The organism is Demequina sp. (assembly GCA_024707205.1).
Taxonomy (GTDB): domain Bacteria; phylum Actinomycetota; class Actinomycetes; order Actinomycetales; family Demequinaceae; genus Demequina.
This window is the reverse complement of sequence record JANQAD010000001.1, coordinates 2,213,785-2,237,795: the sequence shown is the minus strand read 5'-3', so window position 1 is coordinate 2,237,795 and position 24,011 is coordinate 2,213,785. Positions and strand designations below refer to the sequence as shown.

Annotated in this window: 25 protein-coding genes and 2 pseudogenes; 9 read left to right on the top strand and 18 right to left on the bottom strand. The window is 69.1% G+C overall.

Annotation, left to right across the window (positions count from 1 at the left end; translation table 11 throughout):
- Window positions 1–32: 32 nt before the first annotated feature.
- A complete protein-coding gene (locus NVV57_11480) occupies window positions 33–2,504 on the top strand; it encodes a hypothetical protein (protein MCR6713265.1) in 2,472 nt (823 codons plus the stop codon).
- Here NVV57_11480 and NVV57_11475 read toward each other — a convergent pair.
- Window positions 2,428–3,639, bottom strand: a complete 1,212-nt coding sequence (locus NVV57_11475) for a TRAM domain-containing protein (protein MCR6713264.1) — start codon at window positions 3,637–3,639, stop codon at window positions 2,428–2,430. The genes NVV57_11480 and NVV57_11475 overlap by 77 nt on opposite strands.
- The gene (locus NVV57_11470) at window positions 3,632–4,273 is read right to left on the bottom strand and encodes a hypothetical protein (GenBank protein ID MCR6713263.1); all 642 of its coding nucleotides are present in this window, start codon (window positions 4,271–4,273) and stop codon (window positions 3,632–3,634) included. The genes NVV57_11475 and NVV57_11470 overlap by 8 nt, the downstream gene beginning before the upstream one ends.
- A gap of 133 nt (window positions 4,274–4,406) precedes the next feature.
- Here NVV57_11470 and NVV57_11465 point away from each other — a divergent pair, with 133 nt between their 5' ends.
- The 4 genes from NVV57_11465 (at window position 4,407) to NVV57_11450 (ending at window position 6,882) form a co-directional block, all read left to right on the top strand.
- On the top strand, window positions 4,407–4,541 hold the full coding sequence (locus NVV57_11465) for a hypothetical protein (protein MCR6713262.1): 135 nt from the start codon (window positions 4,407–4,409) through the stop codon (window positions 4,539–4,541).
- Between the two features lie 67 nt (window positions 4,542–4,608).
- The gene (locus NVV57_11460; GenBank protein ID MCR6713261.1) at window positions 4,609–5,166 is read left to right on the top strand and encodes a hypothetical protein; all 558 of its coding nucleotides are present in this window, start codon (window positions 4,609–4,611) and stop codon (window positions 5,164–5,166) included.
- Window positions 5,167–5,560: 394 nt separating this feature from the next.
- Window positions 5,561–6,226 carry a TrkA family potassium uptake protein gene (locus NVV57_11455; GenBank protein ID MCR6713260.1) on the top strand — a complete coding sequence of 222 codons (666 nt, stop codon included), beginning with the start codon at window positions 5,561–5,563 and terminating at the stop codon, window positions 6,224–6,226.
- Complete coding sequence (locus NVV57_11450) at window positions 6,223–6,882, top strand: TrkA family potassium uptake protein (protein ID MCR6713259.1); 660 nt, start codon at window positions 6,223–6,225, stop codon at window positions 6,880–6,882. The genes NVV57_11455 and NVV57_11450 overlap by 4 nt, the downstream gene beginning before the upstream one ends.
- On the opposite strand, the gene NVV57_11445 is transcribed toward NVV57_11450, so the two are convergent.
- The 6 genes from NVV57_11445 to NVV57_11420 all read right to left on the bottom strand — a co-directional run bounded on the left by NVV57_11445 (window position 6,830) and on the right by NVV57_11420 (window position 10,139).
- Window positions 6,830–7,489 carry a DUF3159 domain-containing protein gene (locus NVV57_11445; GenBank protein MCR6713258.1) on the bottom strand — a complete coding sequence of 220 codons (660 nt, stop codon included), beginning with the start codon at window positions 7,487–7,489 and terminating at the stop codon, window positions 6,830–6,832. The genes NVV57_11450 and NVV57_11445 overlap by 53 nt on opposite strands.
- Window positions 7,486–7,764 carry an OB-fold nucleic acid binding domain-containing protein gene (locus NVV57_11440; protein MCR6713257.1) on the bottom strand — a complete coding sequence of 93 codons (279 nt, stop codon included), beginning with the start codon at window positions 7,762–7,764 and terminating at the stop codon, window positions 7,486–7,488. Before NVV57_11440 ends, NVV57_11445 begins: the two co-directional genes overlap by 4 nt.
- Window positions 7,761–8,417 carry a DUF3710 domain-containing protein gene (locus NVV57_11435; protein MCR6713256.1) on the bottom strand — a complete coding sequence of 219 codons (657 nt, stop codon included), beginning with the start codon at window positions 8,415–8,417 and terminating at the stop codon, window positions 7,761–7,763. The genes NVV57_11440 and NVV57_11435 overlap by 4 nt, the downstream gene beginning before the upstream one ends.
- Entirely contained in the window at window positions 8,414–8,863 is a 450-nt protein-coding gene (dut, locus tag NVV57_11430; protein MCR6713255.1) for a dUTP diphosphatase, read from the bottom strand. The genes NVV57_11435 and dut overlap by 4 nt, the downstream gene beginning before the upstream one ends.
- 5 nt (window positions 8,864–8,868) lie before the next feature.
- Window positions 8,869–9,168 (bottom strand): DUF4193 domain-containing protein, encoded by a 300-nt coding sequence (locus tag NVV57_11425; protein ID MCR6713254.1) that lies wholly within the window; start codon window positions 9,166–9,168, stop codon window positions 8,869–8,871.
- Window positions 9,169–9,317: 149 nt separating this feature from the next.
- Window positions 9,318–10,139, bottom strand: coding sequence for an inositol monophosphatase (locus NVV57_11420; protein MCR6713253.1), 822 nt, complete (start codon window positions 10,137–10,139; stop codon window positions 9,318–9,320).
- Between the two features lie 68 nt (window positions 10,140–10,207).
- Here NVV57_11420 and sepH point away from each other — a divergent pair, with 68 nt between their 5' ends.
- Window positions 10,208–11,236, top strand: a complete 1,029-nt coding sequence (gene sepH / locus NVV57_11415) for a septation protein SepH (protein MCR6713252.1) — start codon at window positions 10,208–10,210, stop codon at window positions 11,234–11,236.
- A 17-nt stretch (window positions 11,237–11,253) separates the two neighbouring features.
- On the opposite strand, the gene NVV57_11410 is transcribed toward sepH, so the two are convergent.
- A complete protein-coding gene (locus tag NVV57_11410; GenBank protein ID MCR6713251.1) occupies window positions 11,254–12,411 on the bottom strand; it encodes an alkaline phosphatase family protein in 1,158 nt (385 codons plus the stop codon).
- The gene (locus NVV57_11405) at window positions 12,408–12,974 is read right to left on the bottom strand and encodes a DUF5998 family protein (protein ID MCR6713250.1); all 567 of its coding nucleotides are present in this window, start codon (window positions 12,972–12,974) and stop codon (window positions 12,408–12,410) included. Before NVV57_11405 ends, NVV57_11410 begins: the two co-directional genes overlap by 4 nt.
- Before the next feature lie 125 nt (window positions 12,975–13,099).
- Between NVV57_11405 and NVV57_11400 the strand changes: the two genes are divergently transcribed.
- Complete coding sequence (locus tag NVV57_11400; protein MCR6713249.1) at window positions 13,100–15,532, top strand: DNA topoisomerase IV subunit A; 2,433 nt, start codon at window positions 13,100–13,102, stop codon at window positions 15,530–15,532.
- Complete coding sequence (locus tag NVV57_11395) at window positions 15,529–15,957, top strand: GNAT family N-acetyltransferase (GenBank protein ID MCR6713248.1); 429 nt, start codon at window positions 15,529–15,531, stop codon at window positions 15,955–15,957. The genes NVV57_11400 and NVV57_11395 overlap by 4 nt, the downstream gene beginning before the upstream one ends.
- On the opposite strand, the gene NVV57_11390 is transcribed toward NVV57_11395, so the two are convergent.
- The 6 genes and pseudogenes from NVV57_11390 to NVV57_11365 all read right to left on the bottom strand — a co-directional run bounded on the left by NVV57_11390 (window position 15,954) and on the right by NVV57_11365 (window position 21,026).
- Entirely contained in the window at window positions 15,954–16,208 is a 255-nt protein-coding gene (locus tag NVV57_11390) for a hypothetical protein (GenBank protein MCR6713247.1), read from the bottom strand. The genes NVV57_11395 and NVV57_11390 overlap by 4 nt on opposite strands.
- A 19-nt stretch (window positions 16,209–16,227) precedes the next feature.
- Window positions 16,228–17,517 carry a threonine/serine exporter family protein gene (locus NVV57_11385; protein ID MCR6713246.1) on the bottom strand — a complete coding sequence of 430 codons (1,290 nt, stop codon included), beginning with the start codon at window positions 17,515–17,517 and terminating at the stop codon, window positions 16,228–16,230.
- A gap of 47 nt (window positions 17,518–17,564) precedes the next feature.
- Window positions 17,565–18,026 (bottom strand): hypothetical protein, encoded by a 462-nt coding sequence (locus NVV57_11380; protein ID MCR6713245.1) that lies wholly within the window; start codon window positions 18,024–18,026, stop codon window positions 17,565–17,567.
- Between the two features lie 21 nt (window positions 18,027–18,047).
- Window positions 18,048–20,068 (bottom strand): annotated as a pseudogene (locus NVV57_11375) (type IIA DNA topoisomerase subunit B).
- Window positions 20,069–20,203: 135 nt separating this feature from the next.
- Window positions 20,204–20,683 carry a GNAT family N-acetyltransferase gene (locus NVV57_11370; GenBank protein ID MCR6713244.1) on the bottom strand — a complete coding sequence of 160 codons (480 nt, stop codon included), beginning with the start codon at window positions 20,681–20,683 and terminating at the stop codon, window positions 20,204–20,206.
- A gap of 1 nt (window position 20,684) precedes the next feature.
- Complete coding sequence (locus tag NVV57_11365; GenBank protein ID MCR6713243.1) at window positions 20,685–21,026, bottom strand: hypothetical protein; 342 nt, start codon at window positions 21,024–21,026, stop codon at window positions 20,685–20,687.
- A gap of 424 nt (window positions 21,027–21,450) precedes the next feature.
- On the opposite strand from NVV57_11365, the gene NVV57_11360 reads away from it, so the two are divergent.
- Window positions 21,451–22,425, top strand: coding sequence for an EamA family transporter (locus NVV57_11360; protein ID MCR6713242.1), 975 nt, complete (start codon window positions 21,451–21,453; stop codon window positions 22,423–22,425).
- Window positions 22,426–22,428: 3 nt separating this feature from the next.
- Here NVV57_11360 and NVV57_11355 read toward each other — a convergent pair whose 3' ends face one another.
- Together NVV57_11355 and NVV57_11350 are read right to left on the bottom strand one after the other, a co-directional pair.
- A complete protein-coding gene (locus NVV57_11355) occupies window positions 22,429–22,731 on the bottom strand; it encodes a YciI family protein (GenBank protein MCR6713241.1) in 303 nt (100 codons plus the stop codon).
- Window positions 22,731–23,999, bottom strand: a pseudogene (locus NVV57_11350) (RNA polymerase sigma factor). Before NVV57_11350 ends, NVV57_11355 begins: the two are co-directional and overlap by 1 nt.
- Between the last annotated feature and the right edge of the window lie 12 nt (window positions 24,000–24,011).

The window sequence follows — 24,011 nt, the reverse complement described above, 5'->3', positions numbered from 1 at the left end:
CGCGAATCGCCCCAAACTGGTACTTTCCCGTCATGGCGGGGATATCGGACTACCGCCCCGTCGGGGTGCCCGACGGCGTGGTTGAGTTGCGCGTCCACGGCGTCTCTGGCACGCCTCCAGAGGCGCTCATCAAGCAGACGCCCACGCTCGTGGCGGGAACGGCCATCGCGGGCTTCTATCGCCACGACCCCGGAGACAGGCCCCTCAACGCAGAGTCGCCGGGGGTGCGCGAGGGCTACGCCTGGGGCGGCCTCACGTCCGGTACCAGGATCACCTCCGCCTTGCGCCTGCTGCTGCTCCCCTTCAGCCTCGTCAACGTGGCCGGGTGGATGGCCCCAGGAGTTCGCATCGGCGACGACCCCGCCCCAACGCACCCACCGCTCGGTGAGGAGGGGGGCCCTCCTCCCATGGCCCGACGGGTGGCCTGGCACGCACTCACGTCTCGCCTTCTCGCGGCGTGCCTCACGCTCCTTGTCACGGCGGGCGCAGTGTGGATTGCCACCACCGCCGTTCGCTTCGCCGCGCACCGCTTCCACTGGCCCTTCGAGGACGACGGAGCGGCGCAGGGCAAGCTCGCTCTCGCGGGCGTCGTGTTCGTGAGCGCCGCTTGGGTGTGGTCCGCGAGGAGACGAGCGAAGATGCCGACGGCGGGCGCCATGAGCGCGGCGGCGTCCACCGCGATGGCGTCGGGCGCCGTGGCGCGCGCGCCACTCGAGAGCTTTGACGTCTCGCGACTGTGGCAGATCACCGACGTCACCAAGCGACTCTCAGGGATCCACTGGGCGCTGTCGATCGCTACCGCAGCGATCCTCATCGACTACGCGCTCGGGAGCCAGTTCGATGGCGCGCGCTGGGTCGCCGTGGCGAGCATCGCGATCGGCCTCATGGGCCTCGTCGCGTTCCTGGGCGCGGGAGGCTGGGGAAGAACAGTGCTGCGCATGGTCCGATGGACCGCGCTTCCGCTCGCCGCGATTTCCGTCGTTTGGCTGCTTGCGACCGAGCCGGCGGCCACCACACCGGCCGCCCTCACCGATGGGGCGCTGCGTGCCGTCGCGTTCTCCGCGGCGTGCATCTGGGCGGCCGTGACTGTGCTCGTGGCCGCGCAGTACGCCATCGGCCCTTCCGGTGGTCCCGCCGTTGCACGTCTCCACGCGGGCGCGTTCACGGTGATCGGATTTGGAACCGCGGTCACCGGAATCGTGGGGCTGGAGCTCATCACCACGCGGTGGCTCAACGGAAACCTGACCCTTCCGGTGGACCCAATCCTTGGCGCCATGGCGCGCTCGATCGCCATGGTTGGCTTCGTGTCCGTTTCCGTGATGCTCATCATCCTGCTCACCCAGTTGCGCGTACTCAAGGGACCCACAGGGGTGCAGCGGTTCGAGCGTCTCCGGAGCACCGTGGAACACGCGCGGGGCGCGATCGTCACGAGCGCCGTCGTGTTTGGCGTCGGGGCCGCGGCCACCGTCATCCTGGCCCTCGCGGCCGCATGGATGACCCACGCGGACAAGCAGATGCGCGGACCCCTCGCCTCGCTCGAGTCGGGTGCGAGTTGGGCGAAATACGGCTGGTTCGCGGTGGCCGCAGTCATCGCTGCGGTCGCGATCGGAAGCTTTGTCGAGGGGCTGCGGGCTCGCATCATCGCGGTCGTGGTGGGCGCCTTCGGAGTCCTGACGCTCGCATGGGCGGCAATAGCGGGCTATCACGCGTGGATTGCGCACACCGAGGTCTGGAACACCACGTGGGACGTGGCCACCAAGAATGCGAGCACATGGTTCGTCGTTCTCGCAGTCGCAGGCGCCTTCTTGGCCCCGGCCGCCGCGGTGGTCGCGTACATGGGCTGGGGTTCGCGCGACCAGGGCCTGCGCAGGGGCGTCGGAATCATCTGGGACCTCGTGGACTTCTGGCCCCGCCAATTCCACCCATGGGCGCCGCCGCCTTACACGGACACGACGATCCCGGAGCTCAGCGACCGCATCGCCGAACTGGTGAAGTCGTCAGACGGCACCAGGGTGGTGGTCAGCGCGCACAGCCAGGGCGCGATCATCGCCGTCCCCGCGATCACGCGCCTGCAGGCGTATGGCGGCCTCACCGCCGAACAGTCGGCGCGCGTCTCGCTGCTCACCTATGGGCAGCTGCTGGACAGCCATTACCGCTGGCTCTTCCCTTGGATCTTCAATCCCACTCTGTTCGCTCAGGTGGATGAGTTCCTCGAGCACCGCTGGGTGAATCTGTTCCGCATGACCGACCCGCTTGGCCAGCCGGTGTGCACCCTCGGCGCGGGAGAGGGCGCCCGCAACGTCCGGATAGACGAGAACCTCGTGATGAAGGTCGGATCCACCACCGCGCCCAAGACGCTCAACCACGGCGACTATTGGTACAGCCAGCCGCAGTTCCCCAACGCCCTCTTCGGGCTGGCGTTGCCGCCTAATGGGGGTCGAACACCGCAAGCGTCTCCACGTGATGGGTCATCGGGAACAGGTCCCACGCCTCGGCGTGAGTGAGGCCGTACCCGCTCGCCGCTAGCAGCGCCGTGTCTCGCGCGAGCGCCACGGGATCGCACGCCACGTACACGATTCGCCGCGGGCGGTGGGCCGCGAGGGCGTCGAGCGTCTCCCGCCCCGCGCCCGAGCGCGGCGGGTCAAGCACGGCAACCGCATCCTGCCCGACGCTGTTGTCGCCAAAGCCGGCACGCAGGCTCTTGCGCACATCGCCTTCGAGGACGGTGGCGCTGTCGCGGCCGCTCAGGTTTCGGCGCGCCGCGCGCACCGCATCCGCGTCCGCCTCCACGGAGGTCACGCGCTCGAAGTGGTCCGCGAGCGCGAGCGTCAACAGGCCAGCGCCCGAATACAGATCGAGGGCGCTCTCGCCCGCGCCCGCGAGCGCGACCACGCGGGTCGCGAGCAGTGACGGCGCCTCCCTGTGCACCTGCCAGAAGCCCGTGCCGTCGACGACCATGGCATGCTCCACGCCGCCGGCGCTGACGCGCTCGCGCACGCGCCGGGGCGCGTTCTCCCTGGTATCACGCTTGCCCAGGTGCCAGCGGTTACCGTCGACGGCCACGAACACGTCGCCGTCGCTCGGGTCCGCGATCGTGACCCTGGCGCCCGCGGGGAACCGCTGGCCGAGCAGCGCCTCTTGAGCGCGCTCGGTCGCCAGGGGCATGGCCGCGAGCCGGTGGAGCGCATGCGAGCGGAACACGTGCATCGCGGCCCTGCCCTCGGCGTCAGCCACTGCTGAGATGCGCGTGCGGTACGCGAGGCCTCCGCGCGCGGCGTCCCCTGGCGCCGGAGTGACGTCGCCGGGAAACTCGAGACCCGCGAAGCGAGAGAACGCGTCCACCAAGACGGCGCGCTTCCACGCCAACTGCCCGGCGAGCGACACGTGACCAAGCTCTCCGCCGCCCACTCCCCCGGCCCCGGCCTCGCGCCAAACCTGCGGCACGCGGTCTGGAGACGGGTCGAGAATCTCAACAGCGTCGGCCCGCCAGTAACTGGCCCGAGGCTCCGCTTCGGTGAGCCGCGCAACGACCCTTTCACCCGGGAGGGCGTGCCGCACGAAGACGACCCGGCCGTCGTGCCGCGCCACGCAGTGCCCGCCGTGCGCTGGCGCGCCGACGGCGAGGGTCACATCAGACAAGGGGTCTCTCCGGTTCGAAGGTCACGACCTGGTCGGCCGCCGACTCAAGGTGCCACGGCACGGCGGCCACCACCACGCCGGGTGTGCGCAGCAGGAGCGAGCGCAGGCGCGACGTCGAGCGGTTGTGGAGGAACTGCTCCCACCAGCGGCCCACGATGTACTCGGGAACGTACATGACGACGACGTCGCGGGGGCTCTCGCGGTGGATGGACTTCACGTACTCCATCACCGGGCCCACGATGTCCCGGTACGGCGAGTCGAGGATGACGAGGGGGACGCCGATCTTCAGCTCCGTCCAGCGCCGCTGGAGCTCGCGCGCGGCCGGCGCCTCGATCTTCACGCCGATCGCCGTGAGGGTGGTGTGCCTGCTCGCCTTGGCGTAGGCGATCGCGCGCAGGGCGGGCCGGTGAAGCTGGGCCACGAGCACCACGCCGTGCGTCGCCGACGGCAGCGCGGAGGCGGGGTCGTGCGGCTGGATTCGCAGCTCCTGACGCACCTTCGCGTAGTGACCCTGAATGGCCCGCATGCCGATGACAAGGATCACCATCAAACTGATGGCGATCCACGCCCCGTTGAGGAAGTTGAACACCCCAACCACGAGCCACACGGCCGCCGCCGCGACCGCCGCGACCACGTGGAGCGTGCGCAGGGCATGGAGCCGCAGTTCCTCGCGGGGGGTTCGTCTCGAGCGCGACCTTGGCCGTCAGCAGCCGCACCATGGCGACCTGGCTCAGCACGATCGAGGTGAAGACGCCGATCACGTACATGTGAATGAGCTGCTGCAGGTTCGCCTCGGCGGCGAGCACGACGACTGCCGACGCGATGGCGATGGTGAGCACGCCGCCGCGGTAGACGAGGCGGTCGTTGCGCATGGCCAGCTGGCGGGGAAGGTAGCTGTCTGAGGCCAGCAGCGACGAGAGGCCGGCGAAGCGTCGGAAAACGGCCGACGCTGCGGCGTACAGGATCGCGATGCTCGCGACCGCGATGATCCAGGTGGGCCAACGGTTCGAGAAGATCTCGTCGGAGACCTGGAGAACGGCGGGCCCGTCGACCCAGCCCGAGATCGAGAAGTGCCACACGAGCCACGCGACCGCGAAGAATGCGGCGGCGGATACGGCCACGGCGATGAGCAGCGTGCGGCCGGCGCGCACGCCCTGCGGGGCCTCGTGGAATGGGCCGGAGGCGGCGAGCGACTCGATGCCGGTCATCATCACGGAGCCCGCGGCGATCGCTCCCGCGAACGCGATCATGACGGTCCAGGCCGAGTCGTGCTCCACGGGCGCGGCCGTGGGGAACTCCTTGCCACTCACGGAGCCGGAGACGAACAACCCCACGATCACCAGCAGGAACGCCGCCGAGACGACCACCAGGAGCCGGGCCCGCGTCCGGACCCCGCGTAGCGACAGGAGCGTCATGACCAGCACCACGAACAGGCCGACGGCCGTCTCCTGCCGCTGGGAGATCGGCAGCATGTATCCCGCGAACTGGGCGAGCGCCGCCACGGAGACGGCAACCGTGAAGAGGTAGTCCACGAGCAGCGCCGCACCCGTGACGAGACCGGCGGTGGCCCCCAGCTTCTCGCGCACGAGGCCGTAGTCGGCGCGCTCGTCGTGGCGCTGGCGGACGTTGTCGCGGTAGGCGAAGCCGAGCAGGAGCATGAGCAGGACCACGCCCGCGGCCATCCACGGCACGGCCGAGGTGAGCCCGCCGCCGCGGAGGGCGTCGATCACGGCGTCGGGCGCGTACGCGACGCTCGAGAGCATCCCGATGCCGAATACGGCTACCGCGACGCGCGTGCGGACCGCGACGGGGCGCGCAGACTCGGTGGCGATTGGCGCCCCCAGAATCGCTGTCTTGAGCCGTTTCAGAAACGTCCGCACAGCGCACCATCCTAGGTGGAAGGGGTATAGCGTGGGGCCTTGTGCACATCGTGATCATGGGATGCGGCCGAACGGGCGCAACCCTCGCGGGGCAATTCGAGGCCCGCGGTCACACGGTGGCCATCATCGACCTCGTGGCCGACGCGTTCCGGCGTCTACCCAGCGGTTTCCAGGGACTTCGCATCACGGGCGTGGGATTTGACCGCGACACTCTGCAGGCGGCTGGCGTAGAAGACGCCTTCGCGTTCGCCGCGGTCTCCGACGGCGACAACTCGAACATCCTCGCGGCCCGCGTGGTGCGAGAGACCTATGGGGTCGAGAACGTGGTGGCCCGCATCGCGGATCCTGGCCGCGCAGAGGTCTACCGTCGCCTTGGCATCCCGACGGTGGCTCCGGTTCCGTGGACGAGCCAGCAGATCGTGGCGCGGCTTCTCCCGGGCGACCTTGGGGCGGAGTTCGAGGACACGTCAACGGGCATCTCGATGCGCAGGCTCAAGTTCAACGATGGGTGGATCGGCGCTCCGGTCGCGGCGCTCGAGTCCGCGACGAACTGCCGGGTTGCGTACGTGGTGCGGTTCGGCGAGGCGCTGCTTCCCACCGCGGACACGCTCATCCAGGACGGCGACGACATCCACGCCATGGTGCCGAGCGGGAGTGGCTCGGACGTCGAGCGAGCCCTGTCGAAGCCACCGAAGGCGGCGTCATGAAGGTCATGATCGCTGGGGCCGGCTCCGTGGGACGCTCGATTGCGCGCGACCTCCTTGAGCACGGTCACGAGGTGCTGCTGATCGACAGCTCCCCCACCTCGATGCGCGTGTCGCAGGTGCCGGAGGCCGAGTGGATGCTCGCGGACGCCTGCGAGGTCTCCGCGCTCCGCGAGGCGGGGATCGAGGAGATGGACGTGGTGGTCGCCGCTACCGGCGACGACAAGGCCAATCTCGTCATCTCGTTCCTCGCGAAGACGGAGTTCGCCGTCCCCAGAACCGTCGCCAGGGTGAACAACCCCCGCAACGAGTGGCTCTACGACGCTCAGTGGGGCGTCGACGTCGCCGTGTCGACGCCGCGCATCATGACGGCCATGGTGGAGGAGGCCGTCGCGATCGGCGATCTCGTCAAGGTGTTCACGTTCCACCAGTCGGGGGCGTCGATCGTCGAGGTCACGCTGCCGCCGGACTCGCCCAAGGTCGGTGCGCTACTGCGCGACATTCAGTGGCCCATCGATGTGGTGCTCACGTGCATCATTCGCGGCGATCGCACCATCGCCCCCAGCCCCGAGGACACCATCGAGGCGCATGACGAGCTCTTGTTCGTCATGGCTGCTGAGGCGGATCCTGAGGCTCTGGCTTCCGTCCTACGTTCCTGACGATCAGCCACACCACCCACAGCGTCAACGCGAACAGCGGCGTGCCCATCACGAGCTTCATCGTGCCCAGCACCGCGGCCTGATCCGCGAGGTACAGCGGCACCTGCACGGCCAACCGCAGGGCGAACATCGCGGAGAGCACTGCGGTTCCCAGCTGCGCGCGGCGCATGCTGCCCGGCTCCGTACGCCACGCGGAGCCCGTGCCGTGGACGAGCCCCATGACGACGCCCGCGATCGGCCACCGAACGGCCATGGAGATAAGCAGCCCAACAAGGTAGGCGGCGTTGGTGATGAGGCCCCACCCATAGAACCCTGTCGCATTCCCCGTGCGCCAGGCCCACACCGCGCCGATGAGCACCCCGACGACACCAGCGAGCGCCTGGGTGATGGGTGCGTGCTGGATGAGCCTGACGATGACCAGCAGCGCAACCACCGCGAGCGCCGCAATCGTCGGCGCCATCCACGTCTTGGTGATCGTCACGACCACCACGTAGACGATGCCGGGCAGCGCGGTCTCGATGAGCCCCCGCCAGCCGCCTATCGCATCGGCGAAGGAGAAGGACTCCCCGCCGAGGATCCGCGCCGCGCGAGCCTGGGGCTCGCTCATGCGGAGGCGCGCAACTCGTAGCGCGGGTTGAACATGCGAGGGAGAGCCTGCGCGGCGCACACGGTTCCCTCAAGCGTGAGGCGGGCACCCGGCTCGATGCCGGGGATCGAGCGGCGTCCCATGAACACCGCATCGATGCGGCCGGAGCCGTCATCGAGTTGCACGGTGAAGGTGGGAGCGGCGTCGAACGGCTCCACGCGAACGGCGACTACGCGACCGCTCACCTGGGCGCTCGCTCGCGGCACCGCGTCGGCGATCCGAATGGCGGACGTCACGCCTCCTCGGCCTCCTGCTGGGCCCGCGCGTCATCGAGGATGGCGTCGATCGCACCCTCGGGAGCAGTCAGCGGCAGGACCGTGCCCGCGGGCGCCTCGGCGCCTCCCGCGACGGCGCTGCGATCGACCGCGCACGCGGAGATGAATGCGTCCACGCGAGCCACGACGTCGTCGCGCGTCACGGAGGGACCGGCAGAAACGGCGCGAATCATCCAGGTGTCTCCCTCGATGCCCTGGAAGCGCATCGTGGAATCGGTGAGCACGCCCTCCGTGGTGCGGCCGGTGAGCACACCGATCACCTCGGTGCCGTATCGCCCCTCGATCACCTGCTGGTGGCCGGGTCGCTTGCGGAGATTGGCGAGCAGGGCCTGACGCGTCTCCACCCACTGGCTCACGCCGCGCTGCTTCGCGATGACCTGCAGCTGGAGGGCGCAGTCAGCGACGCGAACGGTGACCGCGCCGACCTCGCCGATCTCGGCGTCGATCTCGAGGCGGGCCTTGATGCCGGGGTGCGCGGGCAGCTTAAGCACGCCGAAGTCGATGAACTCTGCGTCCGCCGGCGCCTCGGAGGCGTCCCAAGGGCCGCTCGCCAGGGTCACGTCACCCAAGCCGTCGTCTACGGGACCTGCCCCAGCGTCGGGCTCCTCGCTCATGCGCCGCCAACTCCCGTCGATCCGAACCCGCCCTCACCCCTGTGCGAGCCGGGCAATGTCTCCACAGTAACGAACGCGGCGCGCTCGACCCGCTGAATCACCAACTGGGCGATCCGGTCGCCCTTGGCCAGGTGCACGGCGTGCGTGGCGTCGGTGTTGAGCAGGGTGACCGAGATCTCGCCCCTGTACCCGGCGTCAACGGTCCCGGGCGCGTTCACGATCGTGACGCCCTGCTTCGCGGCGAGGCCGGAACGCGGGTGAACGAGCGCGACGTAGCCTGCGGGAAGCGCGATGCGCACGCCCGTAGGCACCGTGGCGCGCTCGCCCGGAGCAAGCGTCACCTCGACGCGAGTCGTGAGGTCCGCGCCCGCGTCACCGGGGTGTGCGTAAGTGGGAACCGGAACATCCGGTTCGGTGGTGCTGATCAGCACCTGGACGTGGTCCATGGAGGCTATGCCGCGCACTCCGAGCAGATGGGCTGGTCCTTGCGGAAAGTCGCCAGCTGGCTGCGGTGGTGCACGAGGAAGCAAGACATGCACGTGAACTCGTCCTGCTGCGGCGGAAGCACGCGCACGGAAAGCTCTTCGCCGGAGAGGTCGGCGCCGGGCAGCTCGAAGCCCTCTGCGGCGTCCGCCTCGTCCTCGTCAACAACACCTGACGACTTGTCGGCGCGGCGCGCCTTCAACTCCTCGATGGAGTCTGCTGAAATCTCGTCGTCCGTCTTGCGAGGAGCGTCGTAATCCGTTGCCATGCGGCGTGAATCCCTTCACCTTGGTTGCGTGAGTGTTCAATGCGCTTTGGGCCCGGTTTGTTCCCTGGGGCCAACGCATTCTGCCTTAACTGCGCCGGATTTGCTACCCCTTGTGCGCAGTGTCGTGCGTTGTGTTCGCCCGACGCTGATTATGGGGCGGCGAGCAACTCGCGGGCGCCGGCGGTTTCCAGGGCGTCCCGCAGCTCGTTCCAGACCGCAGGATGGGCGGCGATCACCAGGTGCTCGTCCGGCGCTCCCCCGTCGATACCTGCCACTTTCACGCCCGCCTCGCTCGCGATGATCGAGCCGGCGGCGAAGTCCCACGCGTGCAGCCCATGCTCGTAGTACGCGTCCAGGTGACCGGCTGCGACCAGGCAGAGGTCTACGGCCGCAGCTCCAAGCCGTCGAATGTCTCGCACCTGCGGCAGCATCTTCGCCACGAACTGCCCTTGAGCGGCCCGCGACCGCGCCACGTACTGGAAGCCGGTGCCAACGAGCGACTCGGCGAGCGGCGGCGCGCCGTCCTTGTGCAGCGCCTCACCGTCGCGCCACGCGCCAAGCCCGCGCCCAGCCGACCACAGCCTGCCGGAACCGTCGAATACTGCTCCCGCGAGCGTCGTCCACTCGTGAGAGCGTGCCGGTCCAGTGACTGCCGCAACGGACACCGCGTAACTCGGCAGGCCGTAGAGATAGTTGACGGTCCCGTCGATGGGGTCGATCACCCACGTGATCCCCGAGGAGCCAGGGACGTCCTGCCCCTCCTCGCCGAGGATGCCGTCGCCGGGTCGGAGTCCCGCGATGCGCTCGCGCAGCAGCCTCTCAGACGCGAGATCCACCTGCGTCACGATGTCGACGCCGGAAGACTTCGTGGCGGTGATGTGCGCTTCCCGCTGGCGATCCGCGATGAGGCGGCCCGCCTCGAGCGCCAACTCGCGCGCCATTCGCAGCAGCTCGGCCGGATCGTTGGTCATATGCCCATCCTGGTGCACGCGGCGTGCCGTAACGAGCGAACAGCGAGCGAGCGTGGCACGCTGACTGCATGACGCGCGTGAACCTCGTGGGCCCCGCCGAGGATGGTCTGCACATTGTCGTCGAGACCGACGGCGGCGAGCAGTACACCCTCGCCATTACGGACGAGCTGCGGCACGCGGTCCGGTATGCGCGCCCACGGCCCGCGTATGACTCGCAGGACGACGGGACCGGCCAGCTGTCGCCCAAGGAGATCCAGCAGCGCATCAGGGCGGGCCTCACGGCCGCCGAGCTTGCGGAACTCACGGGGGCGCCGCGCGAGAGCCTCGAGAAGTTCGAGCCCCCCGTCATCGCCGAGCGCAGCTACGTCGCCGAGTTGGCGCGCACCACGCGCATCGGAAGGGACCCGAGCGCGCCCGTGCTCGGAGAACTCGTCATCGACCGGCTCGCCGGGCGCGGCGTTGACCAGGGCGACATCGTGTGGGACGCATGGCGCGAGGTCGACGAGCCTTGGCAGGTTGCCGTGGACTTCCCTGCCGGCGGGCGCAACGTGAGGGCCCAGTGGACCTTCGATCACTCGTCGCGCACGCTGACCGCCGAGGACGACGAGGCTCGCTGGCTCACAGAGACCGAGCTCCTCGACGTGCCCATCCCGCGTCGCCACCTCTCGGCGGTGCCCGCTTCTGACGACTCGGCACCCTTGCCGGAGCTTCGGCCCGCAATGCCGGCGGTTGCTGAGGTCGACGAGACCGCCGATGAGGCCGACGCCGTTGATGAGATCGAGGTGGACCCCACGGAGGCGCTGCTCGACGACCTGGACGCTCGTCGCGGTAGCCGTGAGGCCCCGGCGGACGTAGAGGACGACCACGACGACGAGCTCTTCGAGGGCTTTGGACCGGCGAACCAGCGCTCGGCGGAGGTCGGCTTCGGCCAGTCCATGCCCCATCCTGCAGGTTCCGCGCTTCGCCCCGAGCCCGAGGCAGCCGCGGAGCCGACCGAGCCCGCGACCGAGGAACTGGAGAAGCCCACCCGCAAAGGCCGGGCCTCCGTACCGAGCTGGGACGAGATCGTCTTCGGCGCCCGGCACGACCAGGGCTGACCCGGAGCTACCCTCCGCTACGCGATAACGAGGAGCGGCACGTAGAGCTCATCGGCCGTGAGAGAGCCGTGCATTCCCACGAGCGCCATCGACGCAGGGGTCTGCGTCCGCGAATCCACGACCGTTGCTCGGCCGGTCATCGCCGCGACGACGTCGCCGATGCGCTCCACGACGTGGGGCGCGACCTCGCCGAAGACGCCCGCCGCGATCCACTCGTCGCGGGTCCCGACGACCGCGTGATCGCCGAGGACATCCGCCCAGCGCGCCGCTACCGCTGCCGGATCTGCGCCCGCCTCCGTATGGACGTGAATGGCGCGAGGCTCTCCTGCCGTGACCTCCACGTCCTGCGCCAGCCCGGGCGTGCCGGCCACATCCCAGCGCGGCTCGCCCACAACGTCGACCATGCCGTGGTCCGCTGTGACGACCATCGTCGCACCAGGGGCGATGCCGCGCGCGAGGCGAGCCAGCTGCCCGTCGGCCTCCTCGAGAGCGGCGACCCAAGCGTCGGACTGCCAGCCTTTCGCGTGTCCGGAGGCGTCGATCTCGCTCCAGTACAGGTACGTCATGCCGGGCTGGGCGGATGCAGCGATCGCGGCGTCTACGCCTTCGGTCAGCGAGTGGACGCCAACGAACGTACCTCCCTCGAGCACGGCTCTCGTGAGGCCGGATCCAGCGAACCTGGGCTTGCCGAGCGTCGTGACCCGCACGCCCGCCGCGGTCGCGGCGTCCATGAGGCGCGGCTCGCGCTGCCACTCGTGGGGATCGGGCGCTCCCTCCCAGTTCACGAGGTTGGCGATGCCGCCCGTCTCTGGATTGCGCACCGTGTAGCCGGTCATGCCCGTGAGGCCGGCAGCCTTGCCGGTGCCGAGCAATGCGAGAGACGTCGCGGTCGTCGTGGGGAAGGCGGCGCTGAGAATCGCGGATTCCGCCCCGCGCAGGAAGGGAGCGTGCCCCTTGCGCGCGTCGAGCTGGAAGTGGCCCAGACCGTCCAGGAGCACCACGATGACGTGGCGCGAATCCGGAACGGCGAGGGCTTCGCGTGCCGGCGGCCCGCTGTGCGACGGCAACGCCACGCCAAGGGCCTCGAGCGCGGCAGGAATCAGCCTCCCCAGGTGCGCCCCATCGAGGTCCGGGGCCAGCAGCCCCGCGTCGGCCAGATGCGCGGGGTCCGTCACGGACGGGCCCCGATGACCTCCTGCAGCACCCCCGCGAAGTCGACGAGAGCGCGCACGGTGTCCTCACCGTCGGAGATGACGCTCACGCGAACGAGCGAGTCGTCCCCGACGATCGCCCCCGAGTACCCGTGATCGGCCTCGCAGGTCTCGTCGCCGCACGTCGCGGGCTCGAGCTCGATGCGCGAGTGGATTCTCCAGCCGACGGCAAGCACCAGTTCGCTCGGCAGGTCACCGTCGCGGAAGTTCTCAGGGTGATGGACAACATGCGTGAGCGCCATGTTCTGTATCGAGGCGAGCGTCGCCGATTCCACGGTGGCAGAGGCCTCGTGCAGCGACTGATCAACGTGGCCCTCGCCGTCGTCGACGTGCAGCCGCAGGAGGCGGCGATCGGTGATCACGAGCACCGTCATGTGCCGGCGCACCTCGTCCGCGTCGAAGGTGGTCTCCGCGTGCACAAAGTGCGCACGAATGCCCTCCACGCCGATCGCTGTGCGCAGAACGTGGGAGACGAGCGCCGGGTAGTAGCCTGCCGTCGCGACGGCCTGCTCGAGGGTGCCTTGCATGCGCGCCATTGTTTCATGCGCCGCCCCGTTGCACCGCAGGCTGTGGCGACTTCGACAGCGCGCCTGTGCCGCAGCGTCGGGCCGCTGGGAGAGAATACGGGGAGTCTTGACCCCTTAGGAGCCCCATGAGTGACGGCCAGATCGTCGACATCGACGTCGCCGCCGAGATGGAAACGTCGTTCCTCGAGTACGCGTATTCCGTCATCTATGCCCGCGCACTGCCCGACGCCCGCGACGGCCTCAAGCCCGTGCAGCGTCGGATCATCTACACGATGGGCGATATGGGCCTGCGCCCTGACCGCCCGTACGTGAAGTCCTCGCGCGTGGTCGGCGAGGTCATGGGCAAGCTGCACCCGCACGGCGACCAGGCCATCTACGACGCGCTTGTGCGCATGGCGCAGTCCTTCTCGCTGCGGCTGCCGCTCGTGGACGGTCACGGCAACTTCGGCTCTCTCGATGACGGCCCTGCTGCGTCCCGGTACACGGAGGCGCGGCTCGCGGGAGCGGCGATGCCGATGATCGCGGACCTCGACGAGGACGTCGTCGACCTGGTCCCGAACTACGACAACAAGCTCATGCAGCCCTCGGTGCTGCCCTCTGCGATCCCCAACCTGCTGGTGAACGGCGCCACGGGCATCGCGGTGGGCATGGCCACCAACATGGCGCCGCACAACCTGGTTGAGGTGATCTCCGCCGCGCGGCACCTCCTCTCGAATCCAGGCGCCAGCCTTGATGAACTGATGCGCTTTGTGCCGGGACCCGATCTGCCGTCCGGAGGCAAGATCGTCGGTCTCGAGGGCGTGCGCGAGGCCTACGAGACGGGCCGCGGGCGGTTTGTCACGCGGGCTACGGCGCGAGTGGAGAAGGTCACGGCCCGACGCGAGGGCCTGGTGGTCACCGAGCTTCCGTTCGGCGTGGGGCCGGAGAAGGTGATCGAGAAGATCAAGGAGTCCGTCTCCGCGAAGAAGCTCGAGGGCGTGAGCGCGGTCGTGGACCTCACGGACCGCCACCACGGGCTCCGCCTCGTGATCGAGGTCAAGAACGGCTTCAACCCCGACGCTGTGCTTGAGCAGCTCTACCGGCTCACCCCCCTCGAGGAGGCGTTCTCGATCAACAACGTTGCACTCGTTGACGGCGAGCCGCGCACCATGGGCCTGCGCGAGCTGCTGAAGGTGTGGGTGGACCACCGCGTGGACGTGGTGCGCCGCCGCTCGGTGTTCCGGCTCGCGGCCCGTCGCGACCGGTTGCACCTGGTAGATGGCCTGTTGGTCGCGATCCTCGACATCGACGACGTCATTCAGATCATCCGGTCGTCTGAGGACGCGGCCGAGGCGCGCGAGCGCCTGCAGACCGCGTTCGACCTCAGCGAGATCCAGGCCGAGTACATCCTCGAGCTGCGGCTGCGGCGCCTGACCCGCTTCTCGCGGCTGGAACTGGAGAACGAGAAGGCTCAGCTGCTCGCGGAGATCGCGGAGCTCGAGGACATCCTCGCCTCGCGCGAGGCCCTGAACTTTGTGGTGGCGCGCGAGATGGACGCGGTCGCGGCGGCGCATGGCACCCCGCGCCGGACCATCCTCCTTGCCGACGGCGGCTCCGCGGTGACCGCGGCCGTTGGGGCGCGATCCTCTTCGAAGGCACCTGCGCTCGCCATGGAGATCGAGGACTCGCCGTGCTTCGCGCTGCTGTCGGTGACCGGCCTCGTGGCCCGGACCGACGACGACACGGAGCCCGCGCGCGACGGGCGACGCTCGGCGCACGATGTGCTGCGTTCCGTGGTCGCGTCGTCCGCTCGTTCCGACGTTGGCGTGGTCACCTCCGCCGGCCGCATCCTGCGGCTGTCGCTCCTCGACGTCCCAGCCCTCGCGCCCACGAGCGAGCCGCCGTCGCTCGGCGGCGGCTCTCCCCTCGCCGAGCTGGTGCAGCTCGAGCGTGGCGAGGAGCCCGTTGCCCTCGTGCCCCTGGACTCGCCGGAACCCATCGCGCTCGGGACTGCTCAGGGCGTCGTCAAGCGCGTCACACCTGGCGATGTGCCCGCCAAGGACGCGTGGGAGGTCATCTCCCTCAAGGACGGCGACCGGGTCGTCGGCGCCGGTATCGCCCCGGATGGCGCGGAGTTGGTGTTCGTGGCGGACGACGCGAGCCTGCTCCACTTTGAGGCGACCCAGACGTCGGCGCGCCCCCAGGGCCGGGCCGGTGGCGGCATCGCGGGAATCAAGCTCGCGCCCGGAGGCAGGGTCGTGTTCTTCGGCGTGGTCACCTCCCCCGACGACGCCGTGGTCGCCACGATCGCCGGTCCCGCTGACGCTCTCCCTGGCACCACTCCCGGCTCCGCGAAGTGGACGCCGTTCAGCGAGTACCCCTCCAAGGGTCGCGCCACGGGCGGCGTCCGCGCGCAGCGTTTCCTCAAGGGCGAGGACACCCTCTTGCACGCCTGGGTGGGGCCCGCGCCCTCTCGCGCAACCTCGAGCGCTGGCCAGGCCGTTGACCTTCCCGCCGAGCCGGGCCGACGGGATGGCTCGGGTTCGCCTCTCGCCGCACCTGTCCTGGGGCTTGGGTGACGCTGCAGTTCTCCATGGAGCAGCGGCCCACAGCCGCGCAGTACATCGCGCTGCTCGAAGCCGCTGGCATGGCGCATCGCAGACCCGTCGACAAGCCCGACGTCATTCAGGCGGCGATCGATGGCGCTCAGCTCATGGTCACCGCGTGGGACGGCGACTCGCTCGTGGGCGCTCTTCGCGCCATCACGGACTTCCACCTGCACTGCTACGTGTGCGAGATCGCGGTGGACCCCACGCGCCAGCGTGGAGGCATAGGGCTTGAGCTGCAGCGGCTGCTGCGCGCGCAGCTTGGGCCCGAGTGCCGCATCAAACTGTCATCCACGCCCGACGCCGCCAGCTACTACCCGCACATCGGGTACCAGCGTGTTGAGTTCGCGTGGGAACTCAAGGCGGGCGCCGCACTCAAGGAAGGCACCACGCTCTAGCTGTCAGCCGGTCGGCGCCGGCGGATCACGAGGCGCCGCACCAATAGACCGAGGCCGAGGCCCACGGTCGCGTTGACGGCACCAAGCAGCGCCGCGCCGGCGACGATCGCGACCGTAGCGTCAGGGAGGAACGCGATCACGATTCCCCACCCAATGCCGATCGCCACCACGGCGCCAAGCATCCATTGCCATGTCTGTGGCACGAAGAACGCCGCGATGAACGCGACGAGCAACACCGTTGGAATCACCATTGCCTCCCCGCGCCCGACGCTACTCCCTACCGAACGCCCACCGCTTGTCCGTCACAAGCTTCGCGGCAACCAGCCCCACCATGATCGACAGCACCACGAGCACCACCTTGAGGATTCCCGCCGTCGCGGCGGTGTAGTCCCCCTGGTTGAGCGCGACGAGTGCCTCGTGGGCGGCCACGCCCGGGATCATCACCAAGACCGACGGCACCGAAAGCGTGATGACCGGCCAGCGCCCGCCCCGGGCCGCGAAGGCCGCGAGGCAGCCCACGAGCAGGCACGCCACGGCCGTCGCCGCCTGCACCGGCATGCCCCTCTCCACCCCCCACAGCCGCCCCGTATTGGCCACCATTCCGATCACGCCTGCGGTCAGCGCGAGCCGCCACGGACTGTTGAACATCACCGCAAACCCGGCCACGCCTACCCCGCTCGCCACGGCCCAGAGTGTCACCTGCCAGCCAATGGCGAGCCCAGCGTCGGACCGCGGGGCGGTATCCAGGGTCACGGCGAGGGATACCGCCCACACGCTCACGCCGGCGGCCATCGTGAGCATGGTGCCGTAGGCGATGCGCTCGATGCCGGCACGGAGGTCGAACTTGGCCATGTCGAGGGCACCGGTGATGAGTGCGAAGCCTGGCAGCAGGAACAGCACGGAAGAGATGTAGCCGGCCGCGTGGGTCTCGAGACCCTCGCCGGTCGCGTTCACGAGCGCGATGCCTCCCAGGTACGCGAGCGACGCCACGGCTGCGGCGACCAACACAGAGCCGAACGCGTTGAAGTGGCGGTGCACGAGCGTGCGCCGCACCGCCTGGCCCAGGAGCGCGGCGATGAACACCACGAGCACCTCCCACGGCAGCGCGTGATTGAGGACCGCGAAGGCCGCACACGCGATCCCTGCGGCCGCGGCGTTCGCGAGCCCCGGGTAGAGCGCGGGCGCGGCCTCGATCTCGTCGAGCGCGGCGTGGACCTCGGCGGCGGTGAGTCGTGGCGGCAGGTCCCTGCGGAAGCGATCGAGCCGGGCGATGCGGTCGGTGTTGACCGCGAACGAGCGGTTCTCGGCGACCTCGGTGCGGAAGATGCGGCCCCGGTGGCTCGTGGCCGCGATATCGGTGAACGACACGTGATACCTGGGACGATCGATGCCGAGCGCCGTCGCGACAGCAGACATCGTCACTTTCACGCGATAGCTCGCGGTTCCGGACGCCAGCATGAGCAGGCCCGTCCGCACCACCGCCCCTGACTGCGCGATGAGCTGCACCGGCTCGAGCGCTTCCTCGAGTTCGCGGGTGGTTGGCGGCGGCTCCTCGGTCACGCCACCATCCTTGCGCATTCGGCCCGACGGCAGGGCTGGCTTGGGTCCTAGGCCAGCCAGTTCCAGAGTACGTAAGCGAGCATGAGCAGTCCGATTGCGATGTCGGAGACCATCGCGATGTTCTCCTCGCGGTCTCGATGCTTCTTAAGCGCGTGGAAGATGCCGGCCGCGAGCAGGAAGATGCCGCCCGCCAAGGCGGCCGCCGGGCGCCAGCCCTCGTTCCACAGCGACAGCAGGCCGATGAGACCCATGCCAATGTTGGCGAAGCCAAGCTCGCGGACCAGCAGCCACGCCTGCTTGCCCTCGATCCCGAGGATGCCCTCGGAGGTGAGCCCCGGCTTGATCACCTGGCGGATGCCTGCGGTGAACAGTCGCGCGCCAACGGCCCAAAACACGAACCAGGTGCCGATGACCGCCATGACGGCGTCGTCTCCCCCGTTGGCCAGGTCGATCGCGGTGCTGGCAACCGGAAGCACCAGCATGAATCCAAAGACGGCTGCGTAGAACACGCCGTTCAGCCTAGCGAGCGCCTACGCGTCGATGCGGTTCACGTCGAGGTTCGCGGCACCCGCCACGATGAAGTCGCGGCGCGGGGCCACCTCATTGCCCATGAGCAGCTCGAAGACGCGCTCGGCACGCTCCGCATCCGCGGAGGTCACCCGCCGCAGCGTTCGATGCGCGGGATCCATGGTGGTCTCGGCGAGCTGATCGGCGTCCATCTCGCCAAGGCCCTTGTAGCGCTGGATGTCGTCCTTGAACTTGCGGCCGTTCCGGCGCAATCCGGAGAGAGTCTCCTCGAGCTGGCGGTCCGAGTACGTGTAGATGTACTCGCGCTCCTTTCGCGGTGAACCCATGACCTCCACCCTGTGCAGCGGCGGCACGGCCGCGTAGACGCGCCCGGCATCGACCAGGGGCCGCATGTAGCGGAAGAACAGCGTGAGCAGCAGCGTGCGGATGTGGGCGCCGTCGACGTCCGCGTCGGTCATCAGGATGACCTTGCCGTAGCGAGCGGCGTCGAGGTCGAACGTGCGCCCGGACCCTGCCCCGATGACCTGGATGATCGCCGCGCACTCGGCGTTGTGAAGCATGTCGGTGAGCGACGCGCGCTGCACGTTGAGGATCTTGCCGCGGATGGGAAGCAGCGCCTGGAAGTCGCTTCGCCGCGCCAGCTTGGCCGTGCCGAGCGCGGAGTCGCCCTCCACGATGAACAGTTCGGACTGCTCTACATCGTTGGAGCGGCAGTCCGCGAGCTTCGCCGGGAGCGACGAGGTCTCGAGCGCGTTCTTGCGTCGCGAGATCTCCTTCTGCTTGCGCGCGGACACGCGAGCCCGCATCTCGTTGACGATCTTCTCGAGCACGATCGACGCCTGCGCCTTGGTGTCGCGCTTCGTCGAGTTCAGCAGCGCGCCCAGTTCCGTCTCCACCACTCGCGAGACGATCGCCCGCACCGGCCCCGTGCCGAGCACCTCTTTGGTCTGGCCCTCGAACTGCGGCTCGGCGATTCGCACGGTCACGACAGCCGTCAACCCGGCGAGGATGTCGTCCTTCTCGATGCGCTCCGCGCCGTCCTTCGCGGTGATCTTGAGGCGGCGTGCGTTGGCGTCGATGGTCTTGCGCACCACCTTCACAAGCCCCTGCTCGAAGCCCGCGAGGTGGGTGCCGCCCTTAGGCGTGGAGATGATGTTGACGAACGAGCGCACGTCGGTCTCGTAGCCCGTTCCCCAGCGAAGCGCCACATCCACCTGCGCGGTCCGTTGGACCTCTTCGGACACTAGATGGCCGTTCGCCTTGAGCACCGGAACGGTCTCCGTGTACTCGCCGGAGCCCGTGAGTTCCCACGTGTCCGTGACCGCGGCGTCGCGGGCGATGAAGTCCACGAAGTCGCGCGAGCCACCCTCATAGTGGAAGCGCTCCTCCACCCGCTCGGGGCCGCGTTCGTCCCGCACCACCAGCGTCAGCCCGGGCACCAGGAACGCCGTCTGCCGCGCCCTGGTGACCAGCTCGTCGTACTGGAACGCCGCGTTCTTCGAGAAGATCTGTCTGTCCGCCCAGTACCGCGTGCGCGTGCCGGTGACCCCACGCGCAACCTTGCCTACTGTCTTGAGCTCACTGCCCGTGACGAACGGAGGAAGGCAGCGTCGGGCATAGGGCCCGACGCTGGATCGGCGAACGCTCCCGGCTCACCCCTGCGGAAGGCCATGTGGTGGGTGGCGCCGCCGCGGTCAACCCACACGTCGAGGCGCTCGCTCAGCGCGTTGACGACCGAGGCGCCAACGCCGTGCAGGCCGCCAGAGGCGGCGTACGAGCCGCCGCCGAACTTTCCGCCCGCGTGCAGCTTGGTCATGACGACCTCGACGCCCGTGAGACCCGTCTTGGGCTCCACGTCTACGGGGATGCCGCGGCCGTGGTCGCGCACCTCCACCGAGTCGTCGGGATGCAGGATGATCTCGATCTCGGCGCCAAAGCCGCCGAGCGCCTCGTCCACCGAGTTGTCGATGATCTCCCACAGGCAGTGCATGAGCCCGCGCGAGTCCGTGGTGCCGATGTACATGCCGGGGCGTTTGCGCACAGCCTCGAGCCCCTCGAGGACGGACAGGTGGCGGGCGGAATACAGCTCGGTAGTCACGCGGTGAGTCTAGGCGGGAGCGGCGACAGGGCCGCGCTTCCACGCCGGGGCCGTGGAGGGCTAGCGCCGTTCCTTCGCCGCATCGCCACGCAACGCCTGCATCGCGACGTTGTCTCGCTTCTCGAAGAAACCCAGGTCGTCGTAGAGATGGCGGCCGCGCTCCGTAGCGTGGAGCTCCACCACCTCGATGCCTCGCCTGTCCGTCTCCTCGAGGAGTGCGTTCATGATGGCTCTCGCGTAGCCCTTGCGGTAGTGCTGCGGCGCGGTGGAGACCCATTGGACGTAGCCCACGAGCGGCGAGTGCCTGCCCGGGCGCGGCAGGCGCGGCTCCACGTTCACGAGACCGCAGCTCGCAAGACCGCCCTCTGGGGCGTCGATCACGAAGCCAATCAGATCGCGCCCAATGCGCTCCTTGACGATCCGCGTGGATTCGAGCGCCCACTGCGGCGTGGGCTTGGCGCCGACGGACTTGTACATGAGTGCGCCCAAGTGGACGATCTCCGCGGCGTCGTCCGGAACCGCAGGCCTCACCACTGTCATTTCAGTGCCAGAACACAGCGACGATGACGTTGACGATCGTCAGGAGGAACACCGACCAGAACGCCCACGCGACGGCGCCCTTCTTGCGCGTGGCCTCCGCAATGCCTACAACCGCGAGCGCGATCAGCAGCTTGACCGCGATCTTGGCGTGGTCGGGGTCGGCGTCGTTCGCGTAGGCGACGCCCACGAGCGCGAGGCCGGTGACGATCTGCGCGCGGGCACCCCACACCATGACAGTCGTGATGCGCTTGGCGTCGGATCGCAGCTGCTCGAACGCGGGGCCGATGATCGCCGCGGCGCCCAGGATGTGCAGCGTCAGCAACGTGTAGCGCAGGAAGTCCACGTGATTCTCCGTTCGGGGTCATGTCGATGCTAGCGCCCTCTCCCTCCACCTCCTCTCGGTACACACGGGTCGTTTCCCGCGCGGTAACGACACCGTTGTACCGAGAGGATGCAGGGGCGGCGGGGTTCACAGGGGCGCGGGGTTCGCAGGGGCGGTGGGGTTCGCGGGACCGATCGCGGAGAGGTCCGTCAGGAACCTGCGGCCGTCGGTTCGTGACGGACACTCCGCGCAGACGTCCGTCGTGAACCCGCACCGACGCCACGCTCCGCGCAGACGTCCGTCGTGAACCCGCACCGACGCCACGCTCCGCGCAGACGTCCGTCGTGAACCCGCACGGACGCCACGCTCCGGGCGTCACAACCCCGCGGTAGCGACACCCTTGTACCGAGACGATGCGGGGGTGGTGGGACCGTAGGCTGGCGCGGTGACCGTGCACCGCTCCCCCGTACGCGGCTCGGTGTACGCACTCACGGGCGCCCTCCTCTTTGGCGTCAACGGCTCGGTCGCGAAGGTTGTGATCGGCGCGGGCGTCACCGCGGCTCAGCTGACGTTCCTCAGGACCCTGTCGACGGCGGTCATCGCCGGCGCCGTGCTCGCGGTCTCCGCGAGGGAGCAGTTTCGCATCTCCGCCCGCGACGCCGCCGGTCTTGCCGCCCTCGGCGTGGCCGGCGTCGCGATGATCCAGTGGCTCTACGCGGTCGCGATCTCTCGCCTGCCCGTTGGGGTGGCGCTGCTCATCGAGTACACCGCGGTCATCCTCGTTGCTCTCGCCGCGTGGCTGCTGTTCAAGGAGCAGGTGCACGCGCGGCTGTGGCTCGCTATCGCGTTCGTCGTCATCGGGCTGTCGATCGTGGCCGAGGTCTGGGACATCAGCCTCGACTGGATCGGCACGCTTGCGGCGCTCGCTGCCGCGGTCGCCTACGCGTTCTACTTCCTGGCGGGCGAACGCGGCGTGGCCCGCCGCCCAGCGATGGCGGTGACCTTCTGGGCCTCCGCCTTCGCGACGGCGTTCTGGGCGCTGTTCAGCGGCTGGTGGCGGCTGGACCCCGCGCTCATGAGCAGCACGGTGTCCCTCACGGGCGCGCTCGACGACGTTCACGTGCCGCTGTGGGTCCCGACGCTTTGGGTCATCACGCTCGGCGCGTTCGCGCCGTTCGTGCTGAGTTTCGCCGCGCTGCGCCATCTCTCCGCCACGGCGGTCGGCATCCTCGCATCCTCGGAGGTGCTGTTCGCCTTCGTCGTGGCGTGGGTGTGGCTCGGAGAGACCCTCATCGCGGTCCAGATCGCGGGCGCGGCCCTGGTGCTCGCGGGGATCGTGGTAGCCCAGACCGCGCGCGATCGCGCCGCGGACGGCGAGCCGGCGTCGGCCCTCCCTGAGGACCCGGCGACGGTGCCGTAGAGGCTAGGGGCGCAGCGGCTCCGCGGCCGCGTCACCGACCACGGTTCGCCACGGCACCACGTCATACGACGTGATGAGGCCTGCCGTCATGTAGGGATCGCCCTTGACAAACTCGTGGATCAGCTGCGGGTCGTCGACGCTCCACGCGATGATGCCCTCGCTCACGGGATCGCCCGCTCCCCCGGCGATCAGCACTCGCCCTGCATCGGCCTCCGCCCACAGTCGGGTCAGGTGCTCGTCTCTGTACGGGCCACGCTTCGCGTCGATCCCGTCGACGTACTGGTACCGCAGAAGGTAATGCGGCATCAGTCGAGGTAGTCGCGCAGGACCTGCGAACGCGAGGGGTGGCGCAGCTTCGACATCGTCTTGGACTCGATCTGGCGAATGCGCTCGCGCGTCACGCCGAAGACCCGGCCGATCTCGTCGAGCGTCTTGGGCTGACCGTCGGTGAGCCCAAAGCGCATGCCCACCACACCGGCCTCGCGGTCGCTGAGCGTGTCCATGACCTTGCTGAGCTCCTCCTGGAGCAGCGTGAAGCCAACGGCGTCCGCGGGAACAACGGCCTCGGAGTCCTCGATGAGGTCTCCGAACTCGCTGTCGCCGTCCTCGCCGAGGGGCGTGTGCAGGGAGATGGGCTCGCGGCCGTACTTCTGCACCTCGACGACCTTCTCAGGCGTCATGTCGAGTTCTGCGGCGAGCTCCTCGGGCGTGGGCTCGCGGCCCAGGTCCTGGAGCATCTGGCGCTGAACGCGGGCGAGCTTGTTGATGACCTCGACCATGTGCACGGGGATGCGGATGGTGCGGGCCTGGTCGGCCATGGCGCGGGTGATGGCCTGGCGGATCCACCACGTGGCGTAGGTGGAGAACTTGTAGCCCTTGGTGTAGTCGAACTTCTCGACCGCGCGGATCAGCCCGAGGTTGCCCTCCTGGATCAGGTCCAGGAACAGCATGCCGCGGCCCGTGTAGCGCTTGGCGAGCGAGACCACGAGGCGCAGGTTGGCCTCGAGCAGGTGGTTCTTGGCGTGACGGCCGTCGTTCGCGATCCACTCGAGTTCGCGGCGCAGCTTGGGGGCGATCTTCTCGCCGGAGGCGAGCTTCTCCTCCGCGAACAGGCCGGCCTCGATGCGCTTGGCCAGGTCAACCTCCTGCTCTGCGTTGAGGAGCGCGACCTTTCCGATCTGCTTGAGGTAGTCCTTGACCGGGTCCGCAGTGGCACCAGCGGTCATGACCTGCTGGGTTGGCGCGTCGTCGTCGCCGGTGGTCACCACGAAGCCGACGGCGTCCTCCTCGGACTCTTCGTCGTCTTCGTCCTCGTCCTCGTCGGCCTCGGCGACCACTGCAACGTCGCCAGTGACGGCGGCGGGGTCGGGCTCCGGGTCGTCAACGACGGCCGCGTCGAGTTCGGTATCGTCGAGCTCGGCGTCGTCAACGACCTCGAGCTCCGGCTCTTCGGTCTTGGCCTTGCGAGAGGTGGCAGTTGCCTTAGCGGGGGTCGTGGCAGGCTCCTCGAGAATCGGGGGCGCATCGTGCCTGCGCGCGGCAGGACGACGCTGTGATGTGGATTGTGGCGCTGCGGACTTGGGAAC

Bases quoted from the DNA above. Each gene is read 5' to 3' on its own strand.
- NVV57_11480 (MCR6713265.1), top strand. From the start codon at position 33: ATGGCGGGGATATCGGACTACCGCCCCGTCGGGGTGCCCGACGGCGTG.
- NVV57_11460 (MCR6713261.1), top strand. From the start codon at position 4,609: ATGCTCGCGACCGCGATGATCCAGGTGGGCCAACGGTTCGAGAAGATC.
- NVV57_11450 (MCR6713259.1), top strand. From the start codon at position 6,223: ATGAAGGTCATGATCGCTGGGGCCGGCTCCGTGGGACGCTCGATTGCG.
- NVV57_11445 (MCR6713258.1), bottom strand. From the start codon at position 7,489: ATGAGCGAGCCCCAGGCTCGCGCGGCGCGGATCCTCGGCGGGGAGTCC.
- NVV57_11435 (MCR6713256.1), bottom strand. From the start codon at position 8,417: ATGAGCGAGGAGCCCGACGCTGGGGCAGGTCCCGTAGACGACGGCTTG.
- dut (MCR6713255.1), bottom strand. From the start codon at position 8,863: ATGGACCACGTCCAGGTGCTGATCAGCACCACCGAACCGGATGTTCCG.
- NVV57_11425 (MCR6713254.1), bottom strand. From the start codon at position 9,168: ATGGCAACGGATTACGACGCTCCTCGCAAGACGGACGACGAGATTTCA.
- NVV57_11420 (MCR6713253.1), bottom strand. From the start codon at position 10,139: ATGACCAACGATCCGGCCGAGCTGCTGCGAATGGCGCGCGAGTTGGCG.
- sepH (MCR6713252.1), top strand. From the start codon at position 10,208: ATGACGCGCGTGAACCTCGTGGGCCCCGCCGAGGATGGTCTGCACATT.
- NVV57_11405 (MCR6713250.1), bottom strand. From the start codon at position 12,974: ATGCAAGGCACCCTCGAGCAGGCCGTCGCGACGGCAGGCTACTACCCG.
- NVV57_11400 (MCR6713249.1), top strand. From the start codon at position 13,100: ATGAGTGACGGCCAGATCGTCGACATCGACGTCGCCGCCGAGATGGAA.
- NVV57_11390 (MCR6713247.1), bottom strand. From the start codon at position 16,208: ATGGTGATTCCAACGGTGTTGCTCGTCGCGTTCATCGCGGCGTTCTTC.
- NVV57_11370 (MCR6713244.1), bottom strand. From the start codon at position 20,683: ATGACAGTGGTGAGGCCTGCGGTTCCGGACGACGCCGCGGAGATCGTC.
- NVV57_11355 (MCR6713241.1), bottom strand. From the start codon at position 22,731: ATGCCGCATTACCTTCTGCGGTACCAGTACGTCGACGGGATCGACGCG.